General features: G+C 70.6%; 24 protein-coding genes. 14 read left to right on the forward strand and 10 right to left on the reverse strand.

Going from position 1 to position 23450, the window contains the following annotated elements; genetic code table 11:
- Positions 1-80: 80 nt before the first annotated feature.
- Together AXK61_RS10210 and AXK61_RS10215 are read left to right on the forward strand one after the other, a co-directional pair.
- Positions 81-764, forward strand: coding sequence for a response regulator transcription factor (locus tag AXK61_RS10210; RefSeq protein ID WP_068572933.1), 684 nt, complete (start codon positions 81-83; stop codon positions 762-764).
- 7 nt (positions 765-771) lie between these two features.
- Positions 772-2217, forward strand: a complete 1446-nt coding sequence (locus AXK61_RS10215; RefSeq protein ID WP_231855501.1) for a sensor histidine kinase — start codon at positions 772-774, stop codon at positions 2215-2217.
- Positions 2218-2220: 3 nt separating this feature from the next.
- Here AXK61_RS10215 and AXK61_RS10220 read toward each other — a convergent pair whose 3' ends face one another.
- Positions 2221-2622 carry an HIT family protein gene (locus AXK61_RS10220; RefSeq protein WP_068572935.1) on the reverse strand — a complete coding sequence of 134 codons (402 nt, stop codon included), beginning with the start codon at positions 2620-2622 and terminating at the stop codon, positions 2221-2223.
- Positions 2623-2631: 9 nt separating this feature from the next.
- Positions 2632-3111 (reverse strand): ArsR/SmtB family transcription factor, encoded by a 480-nt coding sequence (locus AXK61_RS10225; RefSeq protein ID WP_068572937.1) that lies wholly within the window; start codon positions 3109-3111, stop codon positions 2632-2634.
- Between the two features lie 100 nt (positions 3112-3211).
- Here AXK61_RS10225 and purD point away from each other — a divergent pair, with 100 nt between their 5' ends.
- The 5 genes from purD (at position 3212) to AXK61_RS10250 (ending at position 9691) form a co-directional block, all read left to right on the forward strand.
- Positions 3212-4450, forward strand: a complete 1239-nt coding sequence (gene purD / locus AXK61_RS10230; protein WP_197466794.1) for a phosphoribosylamine--glycine ligase — start codon at positions 3212-3214, stop codon at positions 4448-4450.
- 87 nt (positions 4451-4537) lie between these two features.
- Positions 4538-5140 (forward strand): TetR/AcrR family transcriptional regulator, encoded by a 603-nt coding sequence (locus tag AXK61_RS10235; protein ID WP_068573414.1) that lies wholly within the window; start codon positions 4538-4540, stop codon positions 5138-5140.
- A 50-nt stretch (positions 5141-5190) separates the two neighbouring features.
- Positions 5191-6618 carry an adenylosuccinate lyase gene (gene purB, locus AXK61_RS10240; RefSeq protein ID WP_068572941.1) on the forward strand — a complete coding sequence of 476 codons (1428 nt, stop codon included), beginning with the start codon at positions 5191-5193 and terminating at the stop codon, positions 6616-6618.
- Between the two features lie 86 nt (positions 6619-6704).
- Positions 6705-7595 (forward strand): phosphoribosylaminoimidazolesuccinocarboxamide synthase, encoded by an 891-nt coding sequence (locus tag AXK61_RS10245; RefSeq protein ID WP_068745143.1) that lies wholly within the window; start codon positions 6705-6707, stop codon positions 7593-7595.
- The gene (locus AXK61_RS10250) at positions 7592-9691 is read left to right on the forward strand and encodes a S9 family peptidase (RefSeq protein ID WP_068572945.1); all 2100 of its coding nucleotides are present in this window, start codon (positions 7592-7594) and stop codon (positions 9689-9691) included. The genes AXK61_RS10245 and AXK61_RS10250 overlap by 4 nt, the downstream gene beginning before the upstream one ends.
- Positions 9692-9779: 88 nt before the next feature.
- Here AXK61_RS10250 and AXK61_RS10255 read toward each other — a convergent pair whose 3' ends face one another.
- Positions 9780-11390: a DHA2 family efflux MFS transporter permease subunit gene (locus AXK61_RS10255; RefSeq protein ID WP_068745145.1), complete on the reverse strand. Its 1611-nt coding sequence runs from the start codon at positions 11388-11390 to the stop codon at positions 9780-9782.
- Positions 11387-11881, reverse strand: a complete 495-nt coding sequence (locus tag AXK61_RS10260) for a MarR family winged helix-turn-helix transcriptional regulator (protein WP_139058019.1) — start codon at positions 11879-11881, stop codon at positions 11387-11389. The genes AXK61_RS10255 and AXK61_RS10260 overlap by 4 nt, the downstream gene beginning before the upstream one ends.
- Positions 11882-11962: 81 nt before the next feature.
- On the opposite strand from AXK61_RS10260, the gene AXK61_RS10265 reads away from it, so the two are divergent.
- From AXK61_RS10265 to AXK61_RS10275, 3 genes are all read left to right on the forward strand, one after another.
- Positions 11963-12451, forward strand: a complete 489-nt coding sequence (locus AXK61_RS10265) for a glutathione peroxidase (protein WP_068572950.1) — start codon at positions 11963-11965, stop codon at positions 12449-12451.
- Positions 12452-12543: 92 nt separating this feature from the next.
- Complete coding sequence (locus tag AXK61_RS10270) at positions 12544-13242, forward strand: DUF2334 domain-containing protein (protein WP_068572952.1); 699 nt, start codon at positions 12544-12546, stop codon at positions 13240-13242.
- Between the two features lie 28 nt (positions 13243-13270).
- Complete coding sequence (locus tag AXK61_RS10275; protein ID WP_068572954.1) at positions 13271-14074, forward strand: class I SAM-dependent methyltransferase; 804 nt, start codon at positions 13271-13273, stop codon at positions 14072-14074.
- Here AXK61_RS10275 and AXK61_RS10280 read toward each other — a convergent pair.
- Positions 14071-14715 (reverse strand): MBL fold metallo-hydrolase, encoded by a 645-nt coding sequence (locus AXK61_RS10280; RefSeq protein WP_068572956.1) that lies wholly within the window; start codon positions 14713-14715, stop codon positions 14071-14073. The two genes, AXK61_RS10275 and AXK61_RS10280, sit on opposite strands and share 4 nt — an antisense overlap.
- 141 nt (positions 14716-14856) lie before the next feature.
- On the opposite strand from AXK61_RS10280, the gene purS reads away from it, so the two are divergent.
- From purS to AXK61_RS10295, 3 genes are read left to right on the forward strand one after another with little or no spacing between them, the layout of a single operon-like run.
- Positions 14857-15096: a phosphoribosylformylglycinamidine synthase subunit PurS gene (gene purS, locus AXK61_RS10285; protein ID WP_068572958.1), complete on the forward strand. Its 240-nt coding sequence runs from the start codon at positions 14857-14859 to the stop codon at positions 15094-15096.
- A complete protein-coding gene (gene purQ / locus AXK61_RS10290; protein WP_068572960.1) occupies positions 15093-15767 on the forward strand; it encodes a phosphoribosylformylglycinamidine synthase subunit PurQ in 675 nt (224 codons plus the stop codon). The genes purS and purQ overlap by 4 nt, the downstream gene beginning before the upstream one ends.
- The gene (locus AXK61_RS10295; protein ID WP_068572962.1) at positions 15767-17047 is read left to right on the forward strand and encodes a M18 family aminopeptidase; all 1281 of its coding nucleotides are present in this window, start codon (positions 15767-15769) and stop codon (positions 17045-17047) included. The genes purQ and AXK61_RS10295 overlap by 1 nt, the downstream gene beginning before the upstream one ends.
- Positions 17048-17184: 137 nt before the next feature.
- Here the strand turns inward: AXK61_RS10295 and AXK61_RS10300 are convergent, their stop codons facing one another.
- From AXK61_RS10300 to AXK61_RS10320, 5 genes are all read right to left on the reverse strand, one after another.
- A complete protein-coding gene (locus AXK61_RS10300) occupies positions 17185-18222 on the reverse strand; it encodes a zinc-binding dehydrogenase (protein ID WP_068573416.1) in 1038 nt (345 codons plus the stop codon).
- Between the two features lie 11 nt (positions 18223-18233).
- A complete protein-coding gene (locus AXK61_RS10305) occupies positions 18234-19010 on the reverse strand; it encodes an SDR family oxidoreductase (protein ID WP_068745147.1) in 777 nt (258 codons plus the stop codon).
- A gap of 9 nt (positions 19011-19019) precedes the next feature.
- A complete protein-coding gene (locus AXK61_RS10310) occupies positions 19020-20468 on the reverse strand; it encodes an MFS transporter (protein WP_231855502.1) in 1449 nt (482 codons plus the stop codon).
- 107 nt (positions 20469-20575) lie between these two features.
- Positions 20576-21367 (reverse strand): IclR family transcriptional regulator, encoded by a 792-nt coding sequence (locus tag AXK61_RS10315; protein ID WP_068745151.1) that lies wholly within the window; start codon positions 21365-21367, stop codon positions 20576-20578.
- Complete coding sequence (locus AXK61_RS10320; protein WP_068745153.1) at positions 21367-22425, reverse strand: D-2-hydroxyacid dehydrogenase; 1059 nt, start codon at positions 22423-22425, stop codon at positions 21367-21369. Before AXK61_RS10320 ends, AXK61_RS10315 begins: the two co-directional genes overlap by 1 nt.
- Before the next feature lie 56 nt (positions 22426-22481).
- Between AXK61_RS10320 and AXK61_RS10325 the strand changes: the two genes are divergently transcribed.
- Positions 22482-23384 (forward strand): NAD(P)-dependent oxidoreductase, encoded by a 903-nt coding sequence (locus tag AXK61_RS10325; RefSeq protein ID WP_068745155.1) that lies wholly within the window; start codon positions 22482-22484, stop codon positions 23382-23384.
- Positions 23385-23450 lie beyond the last annotated feature (66 nt).

Consider the following 23450-nt stretch of genomic DNA (forward strand, 5'->3'; position numbering starts at 1 on the left):
GGGAACTGCCAGCGAGTCGTCAGAGTCCTGGGCGTCGCACGGTGCACGATGGCGTGGTGTCCAGCGTGAAAGACGAACCCATGCCCCGCGTCCTCGTCGTCGACGACGAGCAGAGCATCCGGGAGCTGCTGCAGGTCAGCCTCAAGTTCCAGGGCTTCGAGGTGGCCGTGGCCCCGGACGGGCCGGCCGCGCTCGACAAGGTGCGGGCCTTCCGTCCGGACGTCATGGTGCTCGACATCATGATGCCGGGGATGGACGGGCTCGGGTTGCTCAAGCGGCTGCGCCAGGACGGCGTCGAGGCGCCCGCGCTGTTCCTCACCGCACGGGACTCGATCGAGGACAAGGTCGCGGGACTGACCCTGGGCGGCGACGACTACGTCACCAAGCCGTTCAGCCTCGAGGAGGTGGTGGCGCGGATCAATGTGCTGCTGCGCCGCAGTGGCTTCGGTGAGAGCGAGGCGTCCGCGCGGCTGGTCTTCGCCGATCTGGAGCTCGACGACGAGACCCATGAGGTGTGGAAGGCGGGGGAGCTGGTCTCTCTCTCACCGACGGAGTTCACCCTGCTGCGGTACTTCATGGTCAACGCCGGCGTTGTGCTGTCGAAGCCACGGATCCTGGATCACGTGTGGCACTACGACTTCGGCGGTGACGTCAACGTCGTCGAGTCCTATGTCTCGTACCTGCGCCGCAAGGTCGACACCGGCGAGACCCGCCTGATCCACACGCTGCGCGGCGTGGGCTACGTGCTGCGCGAACCCCGGTAGGCGCGCGGTGGGCTCACGCACCGGCGTCGTGTCCCGGGTCCCACTGCGCTTCTCCCTCGTCGCGCTGGTGGTGGGGCTCGTCTTCCTCGGCCTGCTCGCTTCGGGCACGGCGCTGACCGCGGCGATGCAGGACCGCCTGCTGTCCCGCGAGGACCAGACGCTGCGGCAGGCCGCCGACACCTGGGCCCGGCCGAAGCCGAACCTGCCCGAGCCTGTCCGCGGTGGGAAGCCGCCACCCACCCGCTTCTACCAGGCCGTCTTCCTCCCCGACGGGACGCAGCTGCAGATCAGCAATCCCGATTTCACGGAGCGACCCGACCTGTCGGGCCTCGACGATCTGCACGGCGACGCCGTGACGGTGCGGTCGGTGGGCGGTAAGGGTCCGCAGTGGCGAGTGGTGCAGTCGAGCTCCCAGTACGGCGTCGCTTACGTCGCCGTGACCCTCTCGGAGGTCGAATCGACGCTGCGCGCGATGGTGGCCCTCGAACTGCTGATCGGCGGCGGCGTGCTCATCGTCGCGGGCGGGCTCGGCTACCTCGTGGTGCGGCGATCGCTGCGGCCGCTGGAGGAGGTCGAGGCGACGGCGGAGGCGATCGCCGCGGGCGACCTCACCCGGCGCGTGCCCGAGGCGCCCGCGCACACGGAGGTGGGTCGCCTCTCGACGTCGATCAACACGATGCTGCACCAGGTCCAGGACTCGTTCGACCGCGTCGCGGCCTCGGAGGAGCACGCGCGCGCCGACGAGGAGCGGATGCGCCGGTTCGTCGGCGACGCCTCGCACGAGCTGCGCACGCCGCTCACGTCGATCCGCGGCTTCGCCGAGCTGTACCGGCAGGGCGCGACCGACGACACCGAGTTCGTCATGTCTCGCATCGAGTCCGAGGCGCAGCGGATGGGCCTGCTCGTCGAGGACCTGTTGATGCTGGCCCGGCTCGACGCGCGGCGGCCGTTGGCCGAGGACACCGTCGACGTCGTGGCGGTGGCCGACGACGTGGTCCACGCCGCGCAGGCCCGCGAGCCGGGCCGCGACATCGAGCTCGTCGTCGAACCCGACCCGGCGGACGCAACGGCTCCCGGCCCGGCGGTCGCCTCGGACCCGGGCACCGTCGAACTCACCGGCGACCGCGATCGGCTGCACCAGGTGGTCACCAACCTGGTCTCGAACGCGTTGCGGCACACGCCCGACGACGCCTCGGTGCGTGTCCGAGTGGCCGTTGCACCCGGCGCGGTGGTGCTGTCGGTCGCCGACACGGGGGAGGGCATGGATCCCGGCGAGGCCGCGCGCGTCTTCGAGCGGTTCTACCGTACTGACTCCTCGCGCAGTCGCGGCAGCGGCGGCGCCGGCCTGGGGCTGTCGATCGTGCAGAGCATCGTCGAGCGGCACGGGGGCACCGTCACCGTCGAGACGGCCCCGGGGGAGGGTGCGACCTTCACGGTGCGCCTGCCGCGCTGATCCCTACTCCGCGGCGAGCGCCTCGACGATCTTGGTCTGCGCCTCGTCCAGCGACTCCGCGGTGGGGCTCGCATCGACCTGTCCGAAGTCGAAATCGGTGAGGCCGTACGCGGGAAAGACATGCAGGTGCAGGTGCGGGACCTCGAATCCGGCGACGATCAGGCCCGCGCGCGGAGCGTCGAACGCGCGCTTGACGGCCCGGCCCAGCTTGCGCGCGACGCCGTTCAGGTGCGCCCACAGCTCGTCGTCGATGGACTCCCAGTTGTCCACCTCCGCGCGGGGCACCACGAGCACGTGGCCCTGCGTGAGCGGCGCGATGGTCAGGAACGCCACCACGGAATCGTCCTGGTACACGAACCGCCCGGGGAGCTCGCCGGCGATGATCTTCGAGAACACGGTTGCCATGGGGCCAGGCTATCGGAGCAGCCCACCGATGTCCGCGGACGCCAACAACGCCACGAGGATCGGCACGACGCGCTGCGGCGCGACCGCGTACTGACCGCGCGCCCCTTTCTCCACGACGCCCGCGGCCGTGAGAGTGCCCAGGTGGTGGTACAGCTGGCCCTTGGACCCGCCGTCCACCCGCTCCATCAGCTCCGCCGCCGTGCGCGGCCCGCCCAGCAGGTCCTGCACGAGCGCGAGTCGCGCGGGGTGGCCCAGCGCGGCCAGTACAGGGGCGAGGCGCTCCGGCGGCATCGCCGCGAGCGCGCCCGCGGAGTAGTCGATGCGCCAGCACACCTCGCCGTCGAGGCGCACGTCGCCGGCGTACCCGACGGTGCCGCCGCCCGCTTCGGGTGCCCGTCCTGCGTCCTCCGGGCCCGACGGTGCGCCGATGGCCGCCTCGAGCGCTGCCACCCGCGCCTCGAGCCCGGCCAGGCGATCGTCGGTGGTCATGGGGTCAGAATACGGGGCATCAGGCGCGGAGTGCGCAGGCCAGGCGCTCCCGGGCTGCGCGGTTGCCATGTCCGGAGTGGTCGCCGGTAAGGTCGTCGACGTGCGAGTACTCGTCATCGGCACCGGCGGCCGCGAACACGCCCTCCTCGACGCGCTGGCTCGTGACCCGCAGGTCACCGAGCTGCATGCGGCCCCCGGGAATCCCGGCACCGCAGCGATCGCGACCAATCACCAGGTCGAGGCCTCCTCGGGCGACGAGGTGGCGGCCCTGGCCGAGCGCCTCGCCGCTGACCTCGTCGTGATCGGGCCGGAGGTTCCCCTCGTCCTCGGCGTCGCGGACGCGGTCCGCGCACGCGGCATCGCGGTCTTCGGCCCGTCCGCCGCCGCCGCGGCGATCGAGGGCTCGAAGGCCTTCGCCAAGGACGTCATGGAGGTCGCCGGCGTCCGCACCGCGCGCAGCGAGATCGTCGACAGTCCGGCGTCGATCGACGCGGCCCTGGACCGGTTCGGGCCCACCTGGGTGGTCAAGGACGACGGCCTCGCCGCGGGCAAGGGCGTCGTCGTCACCGCCGATCGCGCCGCCGCCCGCGCCCACGCCGCCGACCTCATCGAGTCCGGCCGGCCCGCCCTTCTCGAGTCCTTCCTGGACGGTCCCGAGGTGTCCCTGTTCTGCCTCGTCGACGGCGAGGACGTGGTGCCGCTGCTGCCCGCGCAGGACCACAAGCGCGTCGGTGACGGCGACACCGGCCCCAACACCGGCGGCATGGGCGCCTACGCCCCGCTCCCATGGCTCGCGGAGGGGGCCGTCGACGAGATCGTCGAGACCGTCGTGCGCCCCGTCGCCCGCGAGATGGTGCGGCGCGGCGTGCCCTTCTCCGGCCTGCTCTACGCCGGCCTCGCGATGGGGTCCGAGGGGCCCGCCGTCGTCGAGTTCAACTGCCGCTTCGGCGACCCCGAGACGCAGGCCGTGTTGAGCCTCCTCGAGTCGCCCCTGGGCGAGGCGCTCAACGCGACCGCCACTGGCACGCTGGGCGCACTGCCCCCGCTCCGATGGCGCGACGGTGCCGCCATCACCGTGGTGCTCGCCGCCGAGAACTATCCGGCGTCGCCCCGGAAGGGCGATGTCATCACCGGCGCCGACGGCGCGGGGATCTATCACGCGGGCACGGCCCTCGACGGCGAGGGCCGGCTGGTCTCCAACGGAGGCCGCGTCCTCAACGTCGTCGGCGTCGGCGACGACCTCGCGGCGGCCCGCGCGGACGCGTACGCGAAACTCGACCGGATCAAGCTGCCGGGCAGTCATTTCCGGACGGATATCGGATACCAGGCGTTGCAGTAGCGCATTTGTGCTCGTCGCCGACGATGACGTCGGACGATTTGATCGAAAAGGTCTGGCCGGGCGGGGCGTGCTGGCAGCATGTCTCAGATGACAGCCGCGACCACGCCCAAGGGTGAGCGCCGGCGCGCGGCCCTGGTGGCGGCGGCCGGGGAACTCCTCGTCGAGGGTGGCTTCGAGTCGGTCCGGCACCGCGCGGTGGCGCACCGGGCGCACATTCCCCTGGCGGCCACCACCTACTACTTCGAGTCCCTGGGGGACCTGCTCTCCAACGCGGTCGCCTACGCGGGCGAGCTCGACACCGCCGCGATCCGCGGCCGGGTCGACGCGGTGAGCAGGCGCCGCCGCGGTGACGCGGCGCTGGCGAAACTGTTGGCAGCGGTGTTCTTCGCGTCGGACACGGAGGCCGAGCGCGGCGCGCTGGTGTCCCGGTACGAGCGGTTGGTGCTGTGCACGCGGGACCCCGAGCTCACCCGGCTGCAGGCCCAGACACGGAACGTGCTGGCGGACCTGCACGCCGAGGTTCTCGACAGGTCCGGGCGGCGGGCCGACAGGCCCTGCGTGGACCGACTGATGGCCATCGAGGACGGTGCCGCCCTCGCGGCCTTCACCACGCCGGGCGCGGACGTCAACCGCGCGATCCGGGACGCCCTCGCTGCCGTCGTCGACGATCTGGCGCCCGTCCTGCCGTAGGGCTTCCTTCCGTGGACGGCCGAGCGAGTCGTGCATGAGACAATCGGCTGGTGAGCACTCCCCGCATCCCCGACGTCCTCGCCAACCGCTACGCCAGCCCGCGCATGCGCGAGCTGTGGTCGCCCGAGTACAAGATCGTGCTGGAGCGCCAGCTGTGGATCGCGGTGCTCAAGGCGCAGCGCGACCTCGGGATCGACGTACCCGCAGGTGCCGTCGAGGCGTACGAGAAGGTCGTCGACCAGGTCGATCTCGCGTCGATCGCCGAGCGCGAGCGGATCACCCGGCATGACGTGAAGGCGCGGATCGAGGAGTTCAGCGACCTCGCCGGCTTCGAGCAGATCCACAAGGGCATGACCAGCCGTGACCTCACGGAGAACGTCGAGCAGCTGCAGGTGCTCCGATCGCTCGAGTACGTGCGCGATCACGCCGTCGCCGTCGCCGCCCGGCTCGCCGAGCGCGCCGCGCAGTACTCCTCGGTCGTGATGGCGGGTCGCTCGCACAACGTCGCGGCGCAGGCCACCACGCTCGGCAAGCGTTTCGCCTCCGCCGCGAACGAGTTGCTGGTGGCGATCGCCCGCCTCGAGGACCTCATCGGCCGGTACCCGCTGCGCGGCATCAAGGGCCCGATGGGCACCTCGCAGGACATGCTCGACCTGCTCGGCGGCGACGCGTCCAAGCTGGCGTCACTGGAGGAGCGGGTCGCGGCGCACCTCGGCTTCTCGCAGTCCTTCGTGTCGGTGGGCCAGGTCTACCCGCGGTCGCTCGACCACGACGTGGTGAGCGCACTGGTCCAGGTGGCGGCGGCACCGTCGTCCCTCGCGACGACGATCCGGCTCATGGCCGGGCACGAGCTGGTCACCGAGGGCTTCCAGCCCGGTCAGGTGGGCAGCTCCGCGATGCCGCACAAGATGAACACCCGCTCCTGCGAGCGCGTCAACGGCCTCGCGGTGATCCTGCGCGGCTTCGGGTCGATGGCGGCGGAGATGGCCGGCGCGCAGTGGAACGAGGGCGATGTCTTCTGCTCCGTGATCCGCCGTGTGGCGCTGCCGGATTCGTTCTTCGCGATCGACGGCCTCTTCGAGACCTTCCTGACGGTGCTCGAGGAGTTCGGCGCCTACCCCGCGGTGATCTCCAACGAGCTCGACCGGTACCTGCCCTTCCTCGCCACCACCCGGGTGCTCATGGCCGCGGTGCGGGCGGGCGTCGGCCGCGAGACGGCGCACGAGGTCATCAAGGAGCACGCCGTCGCGGTGGCGCTGGCGATGCGCGAGGAGGGCCGCGAGCCGGATCTGCTCGACCGCCTCGCGGGCGACTCCCGCCTGGGGCTCTCGCGCGTCCAACTCGACGAGGCCCTCGCCGACCGCGCCGCCTTCACCGGTGCCGCGGAGGCCCAGGTGGCGCAGGTCGTCGCCGAGGTCGAGGCCCTCGTCGTGAAGTACCCGGCCGCCGCCGGCTACAGCCCCGCCCCCATCCTCTAACTCGATTGAACACCGTTATGGAGAATCCGACCTGCGGGTTTCCTCTCCATAACGGTGTTCAATTGGGAGGGCGATAGGGTGGCGGGGTGCGTCCTGAACTGAGCGAATACACGCCGATCTACTCGGGCAAGGTCCGCGAGCTGTACGCGGTGGACGACGAGCACCTGCTGCTCGTCGCGAGCGACCGGATCAGCGCCTACGACTACATCCTGGACACGCCGATCCCCGACAAGGGGCGCGTGCTCACGGCGATGTCCGTGTTCTTCTTCGATGCGCTGGGCGTGCCGAACCACCTCGCGGGCCCGGCCGACGATCCCCGCATCCCCGAGGCGGTTTTCGGCCGCGCTCTGATCACCCGCCGCCTCGACATGGTGCCCGTCGAATGCGTGGCTCGCGGCTACCTCACGGGCTCCGGGCTCAAGGAGTACCGGGCGAACGGCGAGGTGTGCGGCGTGCCGCTGCCGGCCGGACTGGTCGACGGCAGCCGCATCGATCCGCCGATCTTCACGCCCGCCACGAAGGCCGCTGTGGGCGATCACGATGAGAACGTCTCCTTCGAGCGGGTGGCGCAGGACGTCGGGCTCGAGTTGGCGACGCAGCTGCGCGAGCTCACCCTCGACGTCTACGCCCGTGGCGCCGATATCGCCCGCGATCGCGGGATCATCCTCGCGGACACCAAGTTCGAGTTCGGTCGCAGCTCCGACGGTGACCTCCTGCTCGCCGACGAGGTGCTCACGCCCGATTCGTCGCGCTACTGGGACGGTGCGCTGTACGAACCGGGGAAGGCGTTGCCCAGCTTCGACAAGCAGATCGTCCGTGACTGGCTCACCAAGGAGTCCGGTTGGTCGACCGATGCGGGAACCCCGCCGCCGCCCCTTCCCGGTGACGTGGTGGAGCGCACCCGCGCCCGCTACATCGAGGCGTACGAGCGCATCTCGGGCCTGAGCTTCGCGGACTGGCCGGGCGGAGCCGCATGACGGGGCCGGTCCAGCCCGTCGCGAAGAAGGTTCCCGCCGAGCGGACCTTCCACGGCGACACCGTGATCGACGACTACGCCTGGCTCGCCGACAAGGACGACCGGGAGGTCCTGGACTACCTGCGCGCGCACAACGCCTACACCGAGGCCGCCACCGCAGCGCAGGAACCGCTGCGCGAGGCGATCTTCGGCGAGATCAAGGCGCACACCAAGGAGACCGACATGTCGGTCCCGCAGCGCCGAGGCGGGTTCTGGTACTTCGCCCGCACCGTCGAGGGGAAGCAGTACGGCATCCACTGCCGCGCACCGATCGCCGGGCCCGACGACTGGACCCCGCCGGTGCTCGCCGAGGGATCCCTACCGGGCGAGCAGATCCTGCTCGACCTCAACGTCGAGGCGGAGGGGCACGAGTACATCGCCGTCGGCGCGGCCTCGGTATCGCCCGACGGTGCCCTGCTCGCCTACTCCCTCGACACCTCCGGGGACGAGCGGTTCACGCTGCGCGTCAGGAACATCGAGACCGGCGAGCCGCTGCCCGACGTGGTCGAGAACGTCTTCTACGGCGCCACCTGGGCGCCGATCACGTCCGCCGGGGAGCGGTACCTGTTCTACACCACCGTCGACGACGCCTGGCGCGCCGACAGCATCTGGCGGCACGAGATCGGTTCAGATACTTCCGACGTGCGGATCTTCCACGAGGAGGACCAGCGCTTCGGGGTGGGCGTCGGGCTCACGCGCAGCGAGAAGTACCTGATGATCGCGGCATCGTCGACCCTGAGCTCCGAGACCTGGGTGCTGGACGCCACCGACCCCTCCGGTGAGTTCCGCGTGCTGCGGCCCCGCGAGGAGGACGTCGAGTACTCCGTGGAGCACGCGGTGCTGGACGGGGAGGATCGGTTCCTCTTCCTGCACAACCGCACCGGCATCGATTTCGAGCTGGCCTCGGCCCCCGTCGACGCCCCACAGGACTGGACGGTCCTCGTCCCCCACCGCGACGACGTGCGGCTCGAGTACGTGGACGCCTTCGCCCGACGTCTCGCCCTCGGGTACCGACGGGGCGGCCTGCCTCGGCTCGCGCTGGCCGAGGCCACCGCCGCACCGGAGTTCGTGGAATGGGATCCGGGTGAAGCGCTCGTCAACCTCGGGCCCGCCGCGAACCCCGAATGGGACGCCCCGCGGCTGCGATTGGCCTACGAGTCCTTCGTCACGCCCGGCACCGCGCTCGAGCTCGACCCGGAGACGGGTGAGCAGACGGTGCTCAAGCGCGCCGACGTGCCCGGCTACGACGCCGCCCTCTACACCGCTGAGCGGGTGTGGGTCACCGCCCGCGACGGTGCGCAGGTGCCCGTCTCGGTGGTGCGCCGCAAGGACATCGGGGAGGGGTCGGCCCCCACTCTGCTGTACGGCTACGGCTCCTACGAGGCCACCCTCGATCCGTGGTTCTCGGTGGCGCGCCTGTCACTCATGGATCGCGGCGTGGTGTTCGCGGTCGCGCACGTGCGCGGCGGCGGCGAGATGGGGCGTGCCTGGTACGACCACGGCAAGCAGCTGGAGAAGACCAACACCTTCACCGACTTCGTGGACGTCGCACAGCATCTCGTGGACGCCGGCCGCACGACGCCGCAGCAGCTGGTCGCCATGGGCGGAAGCGCCGGCGGCCTGCTCGTGGGAGCGGTCGCGAACCTGGCACCGGAGCTGTTCTCGGGCATCGTCGCCGACGTGCCCTTCGTGGACCCGCTCACCTCGATCCTCGACCCGAGCCTGCCGCTCACGGTGGGGGAGTGGGACGAGTGGGGTAACCCGCTGGAGAGTGCCGAGGTGTACCGCTACATGCGCGACTACTCGCCGTACGAGAACGTCGCCGACAAGCCCTATCCGGCGATCCTCGCCACCACCTCGCTCAACGACACCCGCGTGCTCCCCACCGAGCCCGCGAAGTGGGTGGCCGAGCTCTTGGCGCACACCACGTCCGGCAACGAGATCCTGCTCAAGACCGAGATGGTCGCCGGGCACGCCGGCGTCAGCGGACGGTATGCGAAGTGGCGCGAGACCGCCTTCGAGTACGCCTGGGTCCTGGGCCGGCTCGGCAGGGGCTGACGGCCGGCGGTCTGACGGCGGACCGTCGAACAGACGAGAAGTGCCCGGCCCCCATCGGGGACCGGGCACTCGTCGTATCAGGTGATGATCAGTGCGGCATGACCATCTGCCGCTCGGCGGCCTCGGTGTCCGCCGCGTGGGTGCGGGGCAGGAAGAACGCCGGGATGATGCAGCACGCCACCAGGATCGCGGCCACGAAGTAGGTGTTCCCGAACGCCTCCGCCGCGAACGGCAGGTTCTCGTGCAGGAACTTGCCGAAGCCGCTCTCGCTGCCCTGGAACATCGCGATACCGCTCTCGCGAGCGTCCGGGCTCGAGTTGAGTCCGAAGGCCAACGCGCCGGTGTGCTTCTCGCCCTGCGGGGTCTGCATCGCCGGGCCCGCGTTTGTGAGCCAGTTGGTGAACAGCACGGAGAAGATCGCGGTGCCCATCGACGCAGCGATCTGCTGGACGATGTTCGTCAGCGTGGAACCGCGCGAGATGGATTCCGGTGCCAGCGTGCGGATCGCGGCGGACATGGTCGGCATCATCGTCATACCCATGCCGAGGCCCTGGATGAACAGCGAGCCGAGCAGGATCCAGTACGGCGTGTCCGCCGAGAGCTGGGTGAAGGCGATCATGCCGCCGGTGATCAGCGCGAGGCCGGTCATCACGAACTTGCCCGGGCCCATCTTGTCGGTGAGCACGCCGGCGATCGGCATCGTCAGCATGGCGCCCAGGCCCTGCGGCGCGAGCAGCAGGCCGGCCATGAGGGTGGACTCGCCGCGGATGCCGATGAAGTACTGCGCGTACAGGATCGAGCTGCCGAAGAAGGCCATCGCGAACATGGCGAAGGTGATCATGGCCACCGTCATGTTCCGGTTCTTGAACAGCCGCAGGTCCAGCAGCGGCAGCTTGGCGCGCAGCGCCCAGAAGACGAAAGCGATGATCAGCACGAGGCCGACGGCCGTCGCGGGAATGACCCGGCCGGTGTACATCGACGAATCCGACTGCGCCTCGGGGATCGAGGAGATGCCGAACAGGAACAGTGCGAGGCCGGGCGAGAGCAGGATGAAGCCGACGAGGTCGAACTTCTGTCCCTTGACGGGCTCGTCCTTGTCCAGCACGAACCAGGCGTAGGTGATCGCAATGGCGCCGATCGGGACGTTGATCAGGAAGATCCAGTGCCACGAGAAGGACTCGATCAGCCAGCCGCCGAGGATCGGGCCGCCGATGGGGCCCAGCAGCATCGGGATACCGAGCACGGCCATGACGCGGCCGATGCGCTCCGGGCCTGCGGCCCGGGTCAGGATCATCATGCCCAGCGGCATGAGCATGCCGCCGCCGAGGCCCTGCAGCACCCGGTAGAGGATCAGCAGGTCGATCGACGTCGCCGTGGCGCAGAGCGCGGAGCCCGCCACGAACATCGCGGTGGCCGCCATGTACAGCCGCTTCGTGCCGAATCGGTCGGCGGCCCAGCCGGTCACGGGGATCACCGCGGCCAGGGCCAGGGTGTAGCCGGTCATCGTCCAGGCGACGGTGGCGGGGGATGCGCCCCACTGCGCCTGGAAGGTGTTCTGCGCGACCGCCACGATCGTCATGTCCAGGATGGCCATGATCGATCCGAGGACGACCACACCGGCCACCATCAGGACGCGCCGGTCGAGGCCCTCACCCGCGTGCGGGATCTCGCTCTTGTCGAGCGTGTTCTCGGTACTCATGCGTTCTCTTTCATTGCGGTGAAGAAGGGGTTCGGAGGGATCAGGCCCTCGTCGAGGATCTCGACCATCACGTCGTGCAGCCGGTTGCGGAGCCCGGCGGGCAGCCGTTCCGCGAAGCTCAGCACTTCACGATGCTTGTCGCTGACCGCGGAGGCAACTGTTTTACGGCCGAGGTCGGTGATGGTCAGGTTCTTGATCCGCCGGTCGGAGGAGTCCTCGCGACGATCCACCATGTCGAGCTGAACAAGCTTCTCCACGTTCCGTCCCGTGGCGGCGACGGACAGCCCCAGATCATCGGCGAGCCGGTTGATCGGGAGCGGGGCCTCGCTGGCGGTGAGCTGCAGCAGAATGTGGAACTGATGCGCGGTGATGTCGGACGACAACATCGTGCCCAGGCTCTCCTGCGTGACATTGCACATGAGACGGCCCATGAACTCGCCGAAGACCTCGGTGAGCGCGTCGGGAGTCACGTCGACGGGTGTTGCTTGCACCCAAAAACGATAACTCCGGCGCAACCATTGCGCAAACGAGATAGATGTGTCCTGCGTTACATCCCGCGTAGGCTCGGAGCCATGACTGCTCTCGACTCCATCGCCCTCACCACGCTCGACGGTGCCGCCACCTCCCTCGCCGACTACGCCGGGCGGGCCGTGCTCGTCGTCAACGTCGCCAGCAAGTGCGGCCTGACGCCGCAGTACGCGGGTCTGGAGGCCCTCGCGACCCGGTACGCGGACCGGGGGTTGACGGTGCTCGGCGTGCCCTGCAACCAGTTCGCCGGCCAGGAGCCGGGGACCGCCGAGGAGATCGCGACCTTCTGCTCGACGAGCTACGGCGTGACCTTCCCGCTGCTGGAGAAGACCGAGGTCAACGGAGAGAACCGCAACCCGCTCTATGTCGAGCTCACGCAGACCGCCGACGCCGAGGGCGAGGCCGGCGACATCCAGTGGAACTTCGAGAAGTTCCTCGTCGCGCCCGATCACGTCACGGTGCAGCGCTTCCGCCCCCGCACCGAGCCCGAGTCGGATGAGGTGGTCGGTGCGATCGAGGCCGTCCTCGCCTGAGCGGCGTACCGTCGGCCGCCTGAGCAGCGAGTTGGGCGACACGTAACCTTCCATCCCCGAATCGGTAAGGAACGCGGCGCACACTCACGAACATGAGCTCGCCGCTGTACGTCTCGGTCTCCGCCCTCTCCGACGCCACCCGCGGGCACGCGGAACGCTTCACGGCGCAGATGGACGAGCGCGGTGTGCCCGTCTCGCTGCTCGTGGCGCCCCGCCTGAAGGGCAAGTACAAGCTGGTCGACGACCCGTCGACGCAGGCCTTCCTGCGGGAGCGTCGCGCCGGGGGCGACGTGATCGTCCTCAACGGCTACGACCAGGCCGCGACGAAGCGCCGCCGCGCCGAGTTCTCGACGCTCGGCGCGCACGAGGCGAAGCTGCGTCTGGCCGCGGCCGACCGCGTGCTCGAGACGGTGGGACTGCGCACCCGTGTCTTCGCAGCGCCGCGGTGGAACGCTTCGACCGGCGCGGTGCTCGCCCTGCCCGACGCGGGCTTCCGGCTCAACCTCGGCTACACCGCCATCACCGACCTCGTCACCGGCGAGGAGGAGAGGGCCCGGGTGCTCGGCATCGGCGACGGATTCCTGAGCGAGCCCTGGTGGTGCCGCGCGCTCCTCGCGCAGGCCAACCGCATCGCTCGACGGGGCGGCGTCCTCCGCCTCGCCGTCGACGCCCGGCGGCTCGACTCCTCGACGGTGAGCCGCACGATGCTCGACGCCGTCGATCTCGCGCTGCACCACGGCGCGGCGCCGGTCGTGTACGAGCACCGGACGCGGATGCTCGCTGCCGCCTGACTCTTGACGTCCGAGTTAGGGTAGCCTTATGAAGGCGAAGATAGAGCTCGGCGATGTCCAGGAGACACTCCTCATCCCGCTGTACGGCCGGGCCCGCGACGCCGCGGCGAACCGCAGCGTCCTCGCGGACACGCGGGCGATCGAGTTGGTCGATGCCATCGACTACGACTTCACGAGGTTCACGGGACCATCGCTCCCGGGATCCGTGCTCCGCGCGTCGATCTTCGATCAGTACGTGCGGGACTTCCTCGCCGACCATCCCGACGGCACCGTCGTCGACCTGGGCTGCGGCCTGTCCACCCGGTTCGACCGGCTCGACAACGGCTCGGTGCGGTGGTTCGACCTCGACCTACCGGACACGATGGCTCTGCGTCGCAGGTTCTTCACCGACTCGGAGCGGTACACGATGATCGACGGTTCGATCTTCGACGAGGACTGGTACGAGGCGGTCGCGGAGCGCGGAGGGCCGGTGTTCCTGCTGTCCGAGGCCGTCCTGCTGTACTTCGCCCGGGAGGAGGTCGAGGACGTCCTCGGGCGCCTGGCCCGACGGTTCGGCGGCAACCGTCTCGCGGTCGACACGGGGGGCCGGTTCATGATGGGCCACCAGGACCAGAACCCGGTCTTCCGTTCCATCCCCGCGCGGATGCAGTGGGTCTGCGACGACCCCCGCACCCTCGAGCCCATCGGTCTGCGCCTGCTCGAGAGCCGCACCTTCGCGCACCCGCAGAAGGCGGTCGCCGGCACATGGCCGTGGAAGTACCGCCTCGGCCTCGCCGCGATCGGCTTCACGCCGATGGTCTCGGGCTATCGGATGAACCTGTTCACGGCCTAGAACTCCTGCGTGGCCTCGGCCTCCCAGCGGAGGAGATCGGCACCGTCGGGCCGCATGTCCGTGAGCCGGGCGAGGTAGATCGCCGCGCCCTCCGGCGAGAGCAGTTCGTCGTGGATCGGTACGGCGACGGTGGGGGAGACCGCTCGGAAGAAGTCGATCGTCTCGCTGATCCGGCACCACGGCGCGTTCACCGGCAGACCGAGCACGTCGACGGGGACGTCGGGCACGAACAACGCGTCCCCCGGGTGGTAGAAGCGGCCGATCCGCTCCTCGTCGCCGAGCAGGATCGAGGTGTTGTCGATGGTCGGCATGTCCGGATGGATCACGGCGTGCACGCCGCCGACGGCCCGCGCGATGAGATTGCCGATGCCGTAGTCGTGCCCGGGGACGGCGGCGATCCAGCGGTCGCCACGGGCGGCGGCCGTGGTGGGGTCGGCGAAGAGCTGTGCGTCGGGATTCGCGTCGACCAGCGCGCCGATGCGGACGGGATCGATGTGGTCCGGGTGCTGGTGGGTGACGACGATCGCGTCGAGCCCGGTCAGCCCCTCGAAGCCCTGGGAGAACGTGCCGGGATCGAAGAGCACCCGCGTGTCGGACATCTCCACGAGGACGCAGGAATGGCGGAAGTGGGTGAGTCGCATGCGCCCAGTATCGCTCAGTTTCCGCGAGGCCACGGCGGTTGTCGCGACGTGCTCCGCTGCGCCGTTCGGCACGGACGTAAACTCTTTTGTGAAGCGCGATCGACACCCGAGCGCGCGGTCGATTCGAGAGGGAGCCGCAACGTGGCACGGATTGTGGTGGACGTGATGCCGAAGGCCGAGATCCTGGACCCGCAGGGCAAGGCGATCGTGGGTGCGCTCGACCGCCTCGGTTTCGCCGGTGTCGCGGATGTGCGGCAGGGCAAGCGGTTCGAGCTCGAGGTCGACGGTGACCTCAGCGACGAGCAGCTCGAGAAGATCGCGGCCGACGTGCTGACCAACACCGTCATCGAGGACTTCACCATCACCCGGGTGAACGCATGACCCGCGTCGGCGTCATCACCTTCCCCGGCACCCTCGACGATGTGGACGCGTCCCGCGCCGTGGAGCGCGCGGGCGGCGAGGCCGTCTCCCTCTGGCACAAGGACCACGATCTCAAGGGCGTCGACGCCGTCGTCGTCCCCGGCGGCTTCTCCTACGGCGACTACCTGCGCGCCGGCGCCATCGCCTCCCTCGCTCCGGTGATGACCGAGGTCGTGGCGGCCGCGGGCAAGGGCATGCCGGTGCTGGGCATCTGCAACGGCTTCCAGATCCTCTGTGAGGCGGGCCTGCTCCCCGGTGCGCTCACCCGCAACGAGGGCCTGCACTTCGTCTGCCGCGATCAGTGGCTGCGGGTCGAGGCCACGAACACCGCGTGGACCTCCCGGTACGAGACGGGCGCCGAGATCCTCGTCCCCGTCAAGAACGCCGAGGGCCGCTACCAGGCGTCGGAGGCCGTGCTCGACGAGCTCGAGGGCGAGGGCCGTGTGGCCTTCCGCTACGTCGGCGGCAACCCGAACGGCTCGCAGCGCGACATCGCGGGCGTCGCCTCGGCCAACGGCCGCGTCGTCGGCCTGATGCCCCACCCGGAGCACGCCACCGAGGCGCTGACCGGCCCGTCGGACGACGGGCTGGGCCTGTTCTACTCCGCGCTGGACGCGGTGCTGTCGGCCTGATGACGGATCCGGCGGCAGCCACCACTGCGTCCCCGGAGGGTCTGTGCGCCTTCGTCGACGCCTCACCGTCGCCCTTCCACGTCGTGGAGACGACGGCTGCGCGGCTGCGTACGGCGGGCTACTCCGAGCTCGCCGAGGGCGACCGCTGGCCGGCGGCGGGCAAGCACTACGTGGTCCGGGGCGGGTCGATCGTCGCCTTCGACGCATCCGTCTTCGCGGTCGACGGCGCCTTCCGCATCGTCGGCGGACACACGGACAGTCCCAATCTGCGGGTCAAGCAGCATCCGGACCTCGAGGCGGCGGGCCTGTCGCTGGTGGGCCTCGAGCCCTACGGCGGCGCCTGGCTCAATTCGTGGCTCGACCGGGATCTCGGGATCTCCGGCCGGCTCGCGTTCGCCGGGCCCGACGGTGCGCGGACGGCTCTCGTCCGGATCGACGAGCCGGTGCTGCGGGTGCCGCAGCTCGCCATCCACCTGTCCGAGAACCGCAAGGGCGTCGAGCTGGATCCGCAGCGGCACGTCAACGCGATCCGCGGTGTGGGCGCGAAGGGGCCCTTCGTGGACCTGCTGGCCGAGGCCGCCGGGGTCGACCCCGAGACGGTGCTCGGTTGGGAACTGATGACGCACGATCTGGCGCCGAGCCGGGTGGTGGGCGCCGACGGCGATCTGCTCTCCGCGCCGCGCCTGGACAACCAGGGGACCTGCTACGCGGGCGTCGAGGCGCTGGTCGCGGCACCGTCGACCGTCGGGGTGACGCCCGTGCTCGCACTGTTCGACCACGAGGAGGTCGGATCGGGCTCGGATCGCGGCGCGGCGTCCGACCTGCTGCTCACGGTTCTGGAGCGGATCGTGCTCGCCGCGGGCGGTGACCGCGAGGACTTCCTGCGTGTGATGAGCCGCTCGGTGTGCGCGTCGGGCGACATGGCGCACGCCACGCACCCGAACTACCCCGACCGGCACGAGCCCGCGCACCGCATCGCCGTGAACGGCGGGCCGGTGCTCAAGGTGAACCAGAACCTGCGCTACGCCTCCGACGCGACGGGCGAGGCGATCTTCGCGGTGGCCGCCGAGCAGGCGGGCGTGCCGCTGCAGCGGTACGTGCACCGCGCCGACCTGCCGTGCGGCTCCACGATCGGCCCGATCACGGCCGCCCGCACCGGCCTGAGCACCGTCGACGTGGGGGCGCCGCAGCTCGCGATGCACAGCGCCCGCGAGCTCATGGGCTCCGCCGACGTCGCGATGTACTCCGCGGCGCTCGCCGCCTTCCTCGCTCCGGCCTGATCGCTGCCGCCCGCTCGGCGACGGGCAGTGCGGGCGGAATGGGTGCGAATGGCTTCCCGCACCCGTTCCGCCCGCCCGCGCCCGAATTGCCCGCGGCCCGCGCCCGCGCTGTCCCGGTTCGGCGGCCACGCCGTGGCTCACGTCCGGAAGTCCAGCAGCACCTTCCCGGACGCAGCGGAATCACGGGCGATCTCGAAGGCCTCGAGGGCGTCCGCGGCGGGCAGAACGTGGGTGACCACGCCGCGCACGTTCAACGAGCCGTCGGCGAGGGCAGCGATGACCTCGTCGATCTCGTCGTTGAACCGCAGGGCACCGCGCAGATCCAGTTCGCGTGTGATGGCTTGGGCGGCAGGGAAGTCGATGTCGCCCGCGCGCTGCAGGCCGAGCATCACGACGATGCCGCCCCTCCCGGCCGCATCGACCGCGGCGTGCAGTCCGGGCACCGTGCCGGAGGATTCGATCACGACATCGGCGTGGAGCGCCGCGATCTCCTCGGACTCCCGGGCGTCGAGAACCGCGGCGGCGCCCAGTGCCAGGGCACGCTCGCGCGCCTCGGCCGCGATGTCCGTCGCCACGACCGTGGCGGCCCCGTGGTGCAACGCCACCGCGACGGCGAGCAGGCCGATCGGACCCGCGCCGATGACGGCCACCCGCTTGCCCGCGACATCGCCCGCGCGGGCCACGCCGTGCCAGGCCACGGCCGCAGGTTCGATCAGCGCGGCGTCGCGCGGATCGATGTTCGCGGGCAGGATCCGCAACATCCGGGTCGGGAGGGCGACGCGGCGCGCGAAAGCGCCCTCGCAGTGCGGGAAGTGGGCCGCTGAGCCCAGGTAGGTGCCGGCGGGCGCGAGGTTCGGGCTCTTCGCCGGGTACGGGACACCGTCGACCCCGTGCGGCGTGCCCGGGTGCACGGCGACGGGGGTGCCGACCGCGGGCCCGGATCCGTCGGCGGCCGCCCGTTCGACGGTGCCGATCACCTCGTGGCCGAGAAGCAGGGGTGCGCGCAGGATGGACGTCCCGGCGGCGCCGTGAAGCCAGTAGTGCAAGTCGGAGCCGCAGACCCCGCCGTAGGCGATCGCGATCACCGCCTCATCGGCGGTGGGCTCGGGCTCCGGCAGCGCCTGCACCCGCAGATCGCCGGCGGCGTGCGCGACGACACCCAGATTCTCCGTCATCACAACCCCTTTCAGACCACGGCCGTCATGCCGCCGTCGACGTACAGTATTTGGCCGTTGACGAATGAGGAGGCGTCGGAGGCCAGGAACACCAACGGCCCCACCAGATCCGCCACGTCGCCCCAGCGCGCCGCCGGCGTGCGGCCGGAGACCCACCCGGAGAACTCGGCGTCGTCGACGAGCGCCTGGGTCAGCTCGGTGGCGAAGTACCCGGGGGCGATCGCGTTGGCCGTCACGCCGTACGGGGCCAGCTCCGCGCACAGGCCCTTGGTGAGCATGACGATCCCGCCCTTGGTCGCGGAGTAGGGCGTGATGTTCGGGCGGGCCAGCTGCGACTGCACCGAGCCGATGTTGACGATGCGCCCGCTGCCGCGGGCGATCATGCCCGCGGCGACCCGTTTCGACAGGAGGAAGGCGCTGGTCAGATTCGTCGCCACCAGGGTGTTCCAGTCGCTGACGGGGAACTCGGTCAGCGGGTGGCGGATCTGCATGCCCGCGTTGTTGACCAGGATGTCGGGGGTGCCGAGCAGTGCCTCGATCCGGGTCAGCCCCGCGTCGACGGCGGCCTCGTCGGTCACGTCGAAGGCGTCGCCGTGCACGGGATTGCCGGTCGCGGCGGCGATCTCGCCCGCCACCATCGACGCCGCGGTCCGGTCCCGACCGTGCACGACGACCGTGGCGCCCGCCCTGGACAGTCCTTCGGCCAGCCGGCGGCCGATGCCGCGGGTGCTGCCGGTGACGAGTGCGGTTCGATCCGTGAGGTCGAAGACGGAGGTGTCGCTGGGCATGACTGCCTTTCAGGGAACGGACGGCACGGGCGCGGAAGCGATTGCGGGAGAGGGGAAGTCGAGAGTGCTCAGAGCGGCGGTTCCGGGCAGGGCGTAGCCGGAGCCCGCTTCGGCGTCAGAGACCTTCACGGCGTCGTCGGTGCGGGTCAGGTCGCGGCCCACGGTCTCCGGCACGAGGAAGGTGCTCGCCGCGGTGATGGTGCACAGGGTGACCATGTAGAGGCCGAGTACGAGCCAGTTCCCGTGCGTCACTTTGATCAGGTAGGCGCCCAGCACCCCCGCCACGCCGCCGGCGAGCACCGCGGAGATCTCGCGGGCCATGGCTACGCCGAGGTAGCGGTGTCGTGCGCCGAACATCTCGGGGATCATGGCGCACTGCGGGCCGAGCATCGAGTTCACGCCCACGCCGATGCCGATCGCGATGACGGCGATCGCGATGCCGTGGTTGTGCAGGGTGAGTGCCCACCAGGCGGGCAGGGCGTAGACCAGCAGGAACAGGGCGCCGATCCGGTAGATGATGCGGCGGCCGTAACGGTCGGACAGATGTCCGGTGAACGGCACGGAGAACACGCCGATCAGCGAGCCGATGGTGACGCCCCACGTGAGCACGCCCTTGTCGGCGCCGGGACCGGTGACGGTGACGAAGAACGACAGCGCCAGCGCCTGGAACATGTACGAGCCGCCGTTCTCCGCCATGCGCAGGCCGATGCCCACGAGCACGCCGGGGAAGCCGTGCTTGAACAGCTCACGGACGGGCTTGTCGGCGACCTGCTCCTGCTTCTCCAACTCGACGAAGGTCGGCGTCTCCTGCAGCTTCATCCGGATCGCGACGGCGAGCAGGATGAGCAGGAAGGATGAGAGGAACGGCACCCGCCAGCCCCAGCTGAGCATCGCCTGCTCCGGCAATGTGCTGATCAGTGTGAACACCAGCGCGGCGAGGAGCGTGCCCGCCTGGATGCCGATGAAGGGCAGTGCGGAGAAGAAGCCGCGCCGCCCCACGGGCGCGTACTCGGCCATGAGCACCGTCGAGCCGGCCTGCTCCGCGCCCGCGCCGAAGCCCTGGAGCAGGCGAAGCGCCACGAGCAGCACCGGCGCCCACATGCCGATCGAGTCGTAGGTGGGCAGGACGCCGATCAGGGTTGACGCGCCGCCCATCAGCATGATCGTGATGACGAGGACCGTCTTGCGGCCCACCTTGTCGCCGAGCCGGCCGAAGAACAGGCCGCCGAAGGGACGGGCCGCGAAGCCCACGCCGAAGGTGGCGAACGCGGCCACGGTCGCCATCGCCGGGTCACCCTGGGGGAAGAACAGGACGTTGAAGATCAACGCCGTGGACAGGCCGTACAGCGCGAAATCGAAGTACTCGAGGGCGCTGCCGATGCTGGAGGCGAGGGTCGCGCGCTTGAGGTTCGCGGCGTAGTCGGGATCCTGCTCCGGCGAGGTGGTGGTGGTCGACACGGGGGTTCTCCTTCGGACCATCGGGTCGTGACCGGCGTCACATCCGATACCTGAAAGCTAACACTTGGTCGAACGGCGTACAACAGGTTGAACGATATTCGTGTGGATCAGTTCGTCGAGCCCTGCTGTCTCCACGGGTTGCTCAGCCGCGCGGCAGCCTCCACCAGGGCGGTCCCGACGGTGGCTATGCGCAGGTCGTCGGCCTGATCGGCGGGCATGGCGGCGCCGAGCCCGAGCGGCGGATCGCCCGGCGTCCAGGCGGGGAGCGCGACCGCGATGCCGGTGACGCCGAGGGTGCCGTGCCCCCGGTCGACCGCGAATCCGCGTGTCCGCACCTGTTCCAGCTCGGCCCGGACATCGGCCTCGGTGACCTCGCTGCCGTCGGCGGCACTCCGGGCGGGGACGGCGGAGCCGAGGATCGCGTCCAGCTCCTCGTCGGGGAGCGCGGCCAGGAGGGCGTGTCCCGTGGCCGTGAAGACCGCGGGCAGGCGCGAGCCGAGCGGCGTGCCGAACCGGTACGGAGCCCGGCCCTCGTGGCGCGCGAGGTAGAGCGTGTGGGCGCCATCGAGCATGGCGATCTGGACCAGCTCGCGGTGCAGCGTGGGGGACGCCGCGATCACCGGGAAGAACTCGCGGACCTGGTTGAACTGCAGCGCGTAGGCGCCGCCGATCTCCGCCGTCCGCCGGCCCAGGGCGAAGCCGCCGGTCACGCGCCGGATCATGTCCCCGTCTTCCAGGGCCTGACAGAGGTTGGTGCACGAGGACTTCGCGATGCCCAGCCCGCGCGCGAGCTCGCTGAGGCTCATGGCCGGCGCGTCGGATTCCGCGAGCAGCGTGAGAATGCCCAGCGCGCGGGTGACGGCGGGCGCCGGTGCGCGCGTGCCCTCGGGATCGGTCATCAGTAGAACTCCACGGTGTCGACGGTGTTGGCCGTCGGAGCCCCGTCGAGCAGCGCCGTGGCGTTGCGCGCGAACAGCCGGGCGATCCGCGTGGATTCCTGGCGGCTCAGCGCGGCCGTGTGCGGGCTCGCCAGGACGTTCGGGTGGTGCCACAGAGCGCTGTCGGAGGGCAGCGGCTCGGTGGCGAAGACGTCCAGCGCGGCGAAGCCGATCCGCTCCTCGTTGAGGGCCGTGAGCAGTGCGTCCTCGTCGATGACGGTGCCGCGGCCGACGTTGGTGAGCAGAGTGCCGGGCCGCACGGCGGCGAACAGGTCCGCGCCGATCAGCTTCTCGGTGGCCGCGGTGCCGGGCAGGGTCACGACGATCGCGTCCACCTCGCCCGCGGCCGCGACGATGTCGTCGAGGGGGACGATCCGGTCGACGTTCTCCACGAGGCGGCCGCTGCGGGAGGTGCCCCACACCGTCGACCCGCAGGCCTTGAACCGGGCCGCGGTCGCCGCGCCGATCCCTCCGAGTCCCACGATGAGGACCGTCATCTCGTCGAGGTGGCGCATCTCCCACCGGGCGGGCCACTGCTTGGCGGCCTGATCGGACTCCAGGCGGCGCAGGTTCTTCGCGCCCGCGAGGATTCCGAACAGCGCGAACTCGGCCAGTGTCGAGCCGTGCACCCCGGCGCTGGTGGTGAACGCGACCCGCGTGAGCTCCGCTTCGTCGAGCCCGGCGGCGCGGACCTGCCCGCCGCCGCCCGCGGCGGTGGTGTGCACCCAGCGCAGAGCGGGGTTTGCGCGGACGGTCGCGGCGAGCAGCGCGGGCTGCACGTCGGGGATGCCGAAGAGCGCGTCGGCGCCGGCGAGCAGCGACTCGTAGGCGGCCTGCTGATCGGGCGTGCGGGTGAAGGCCGGGTCGCCCTCCCAATCCGCGTCCCACCGGGGCGGACGGTACAGCGTGTGATCACGGAGCAACTCGACGCGGGGCTCGAGGCGCTCGATCAGCCGGCAGTCGGATTCGGGCAGGTCGACCGCGAGGGCGACGCGCAAGGGCTTCGATGTGGTGGTCATGGGCCGAGTCTAGGAGATCGGCCAATATATCGAACGACATTCGTTAGGCTGGACGAATGGATCAGGCTGCGCACATCGCCGTCGGCGTCATCGGACTCGGAGCCATGGGCGCGCCCATGGCGCGACACCTCGCCCGCGCGCACGGCCCCGTCCACATCACCGCCCGGCGGCCCCGCCCGGACCTCGTGGCCGACGGCGCCGTCCAGCACGATGACCCGGCGGGACTGGCCGCGGTGGCCGATGTCGTGCTGTTGATGCTGCCCGACCTCCCGGAGATCGAGGAGGTTCTCGCGGGCGAGCGCGGACTGCTCGCGGGCGATCGCCCGCTCCTGCTGCTCATCGGTTCGACCTCCTCGGCGCTCGGCGTGCGAGCGCTCGCGGACCGTCTGGACCGGGAGACCGCCGGCCGGGTCCGCGTCGTGGACGCGCCGGTTTCCGGTGGTGAGGACGGCGCGATCGCCGGGACACTGTCGATCATGATGGGCGGCACCGAGGTCGACTGCGCTCGCGCCGCGGACGTGCTCGAGCCCTGTGGCACCCCGGTCCGCCTGGGGCCCTTGGGCGCCGGCGAGGTCGCGAAGGCGTGCAACCAGCTGGTCGTCGCGGCGACCATCGCGGCGCTGGGGGAGGCGACGGTGCTCGCGGACCGCTCCGGCATCGACCTCGCGGCGATGTGGGAGCTGCTCGGCGGCGGCTACGCCTCGTCCCGCCTGCTGGCGACTCGCAAGGACAAGCTGGTGACGGGGGACGACGCACCGTCGGGCATGGCGAAGTACCTCGCGAAGGATCTCCGATCCGCCACCGAGGTCGCGCGTGCCACCGGCACCGAGGCGATGCTGCTGCCCGCGCTGCTGGCCGAGTTCGAGGCGATCATCGAGGCCGGTCTGGGGGATCGGGACATGGCGGTCACCCGCCGGTTCATCGCCGAACGCGGGACGGGATCCACCGCTCCCGAGTGAACCGCGACTCACTGTCGTCGGCGAACTCGGGCATCTACTCCACCTCGCGGATGCTCTACGGCCTCG

It is taken from the genome of Tsukamurella pseudospumae, assembly GCF_001575205.1.
Classification (GTDB): Bacteria; Actinomycetota; Actinomycetes; order Mycobacteriales; family Mycobacteriaceae; genus Tsukamurella; species Tsukamurella pseudospumae.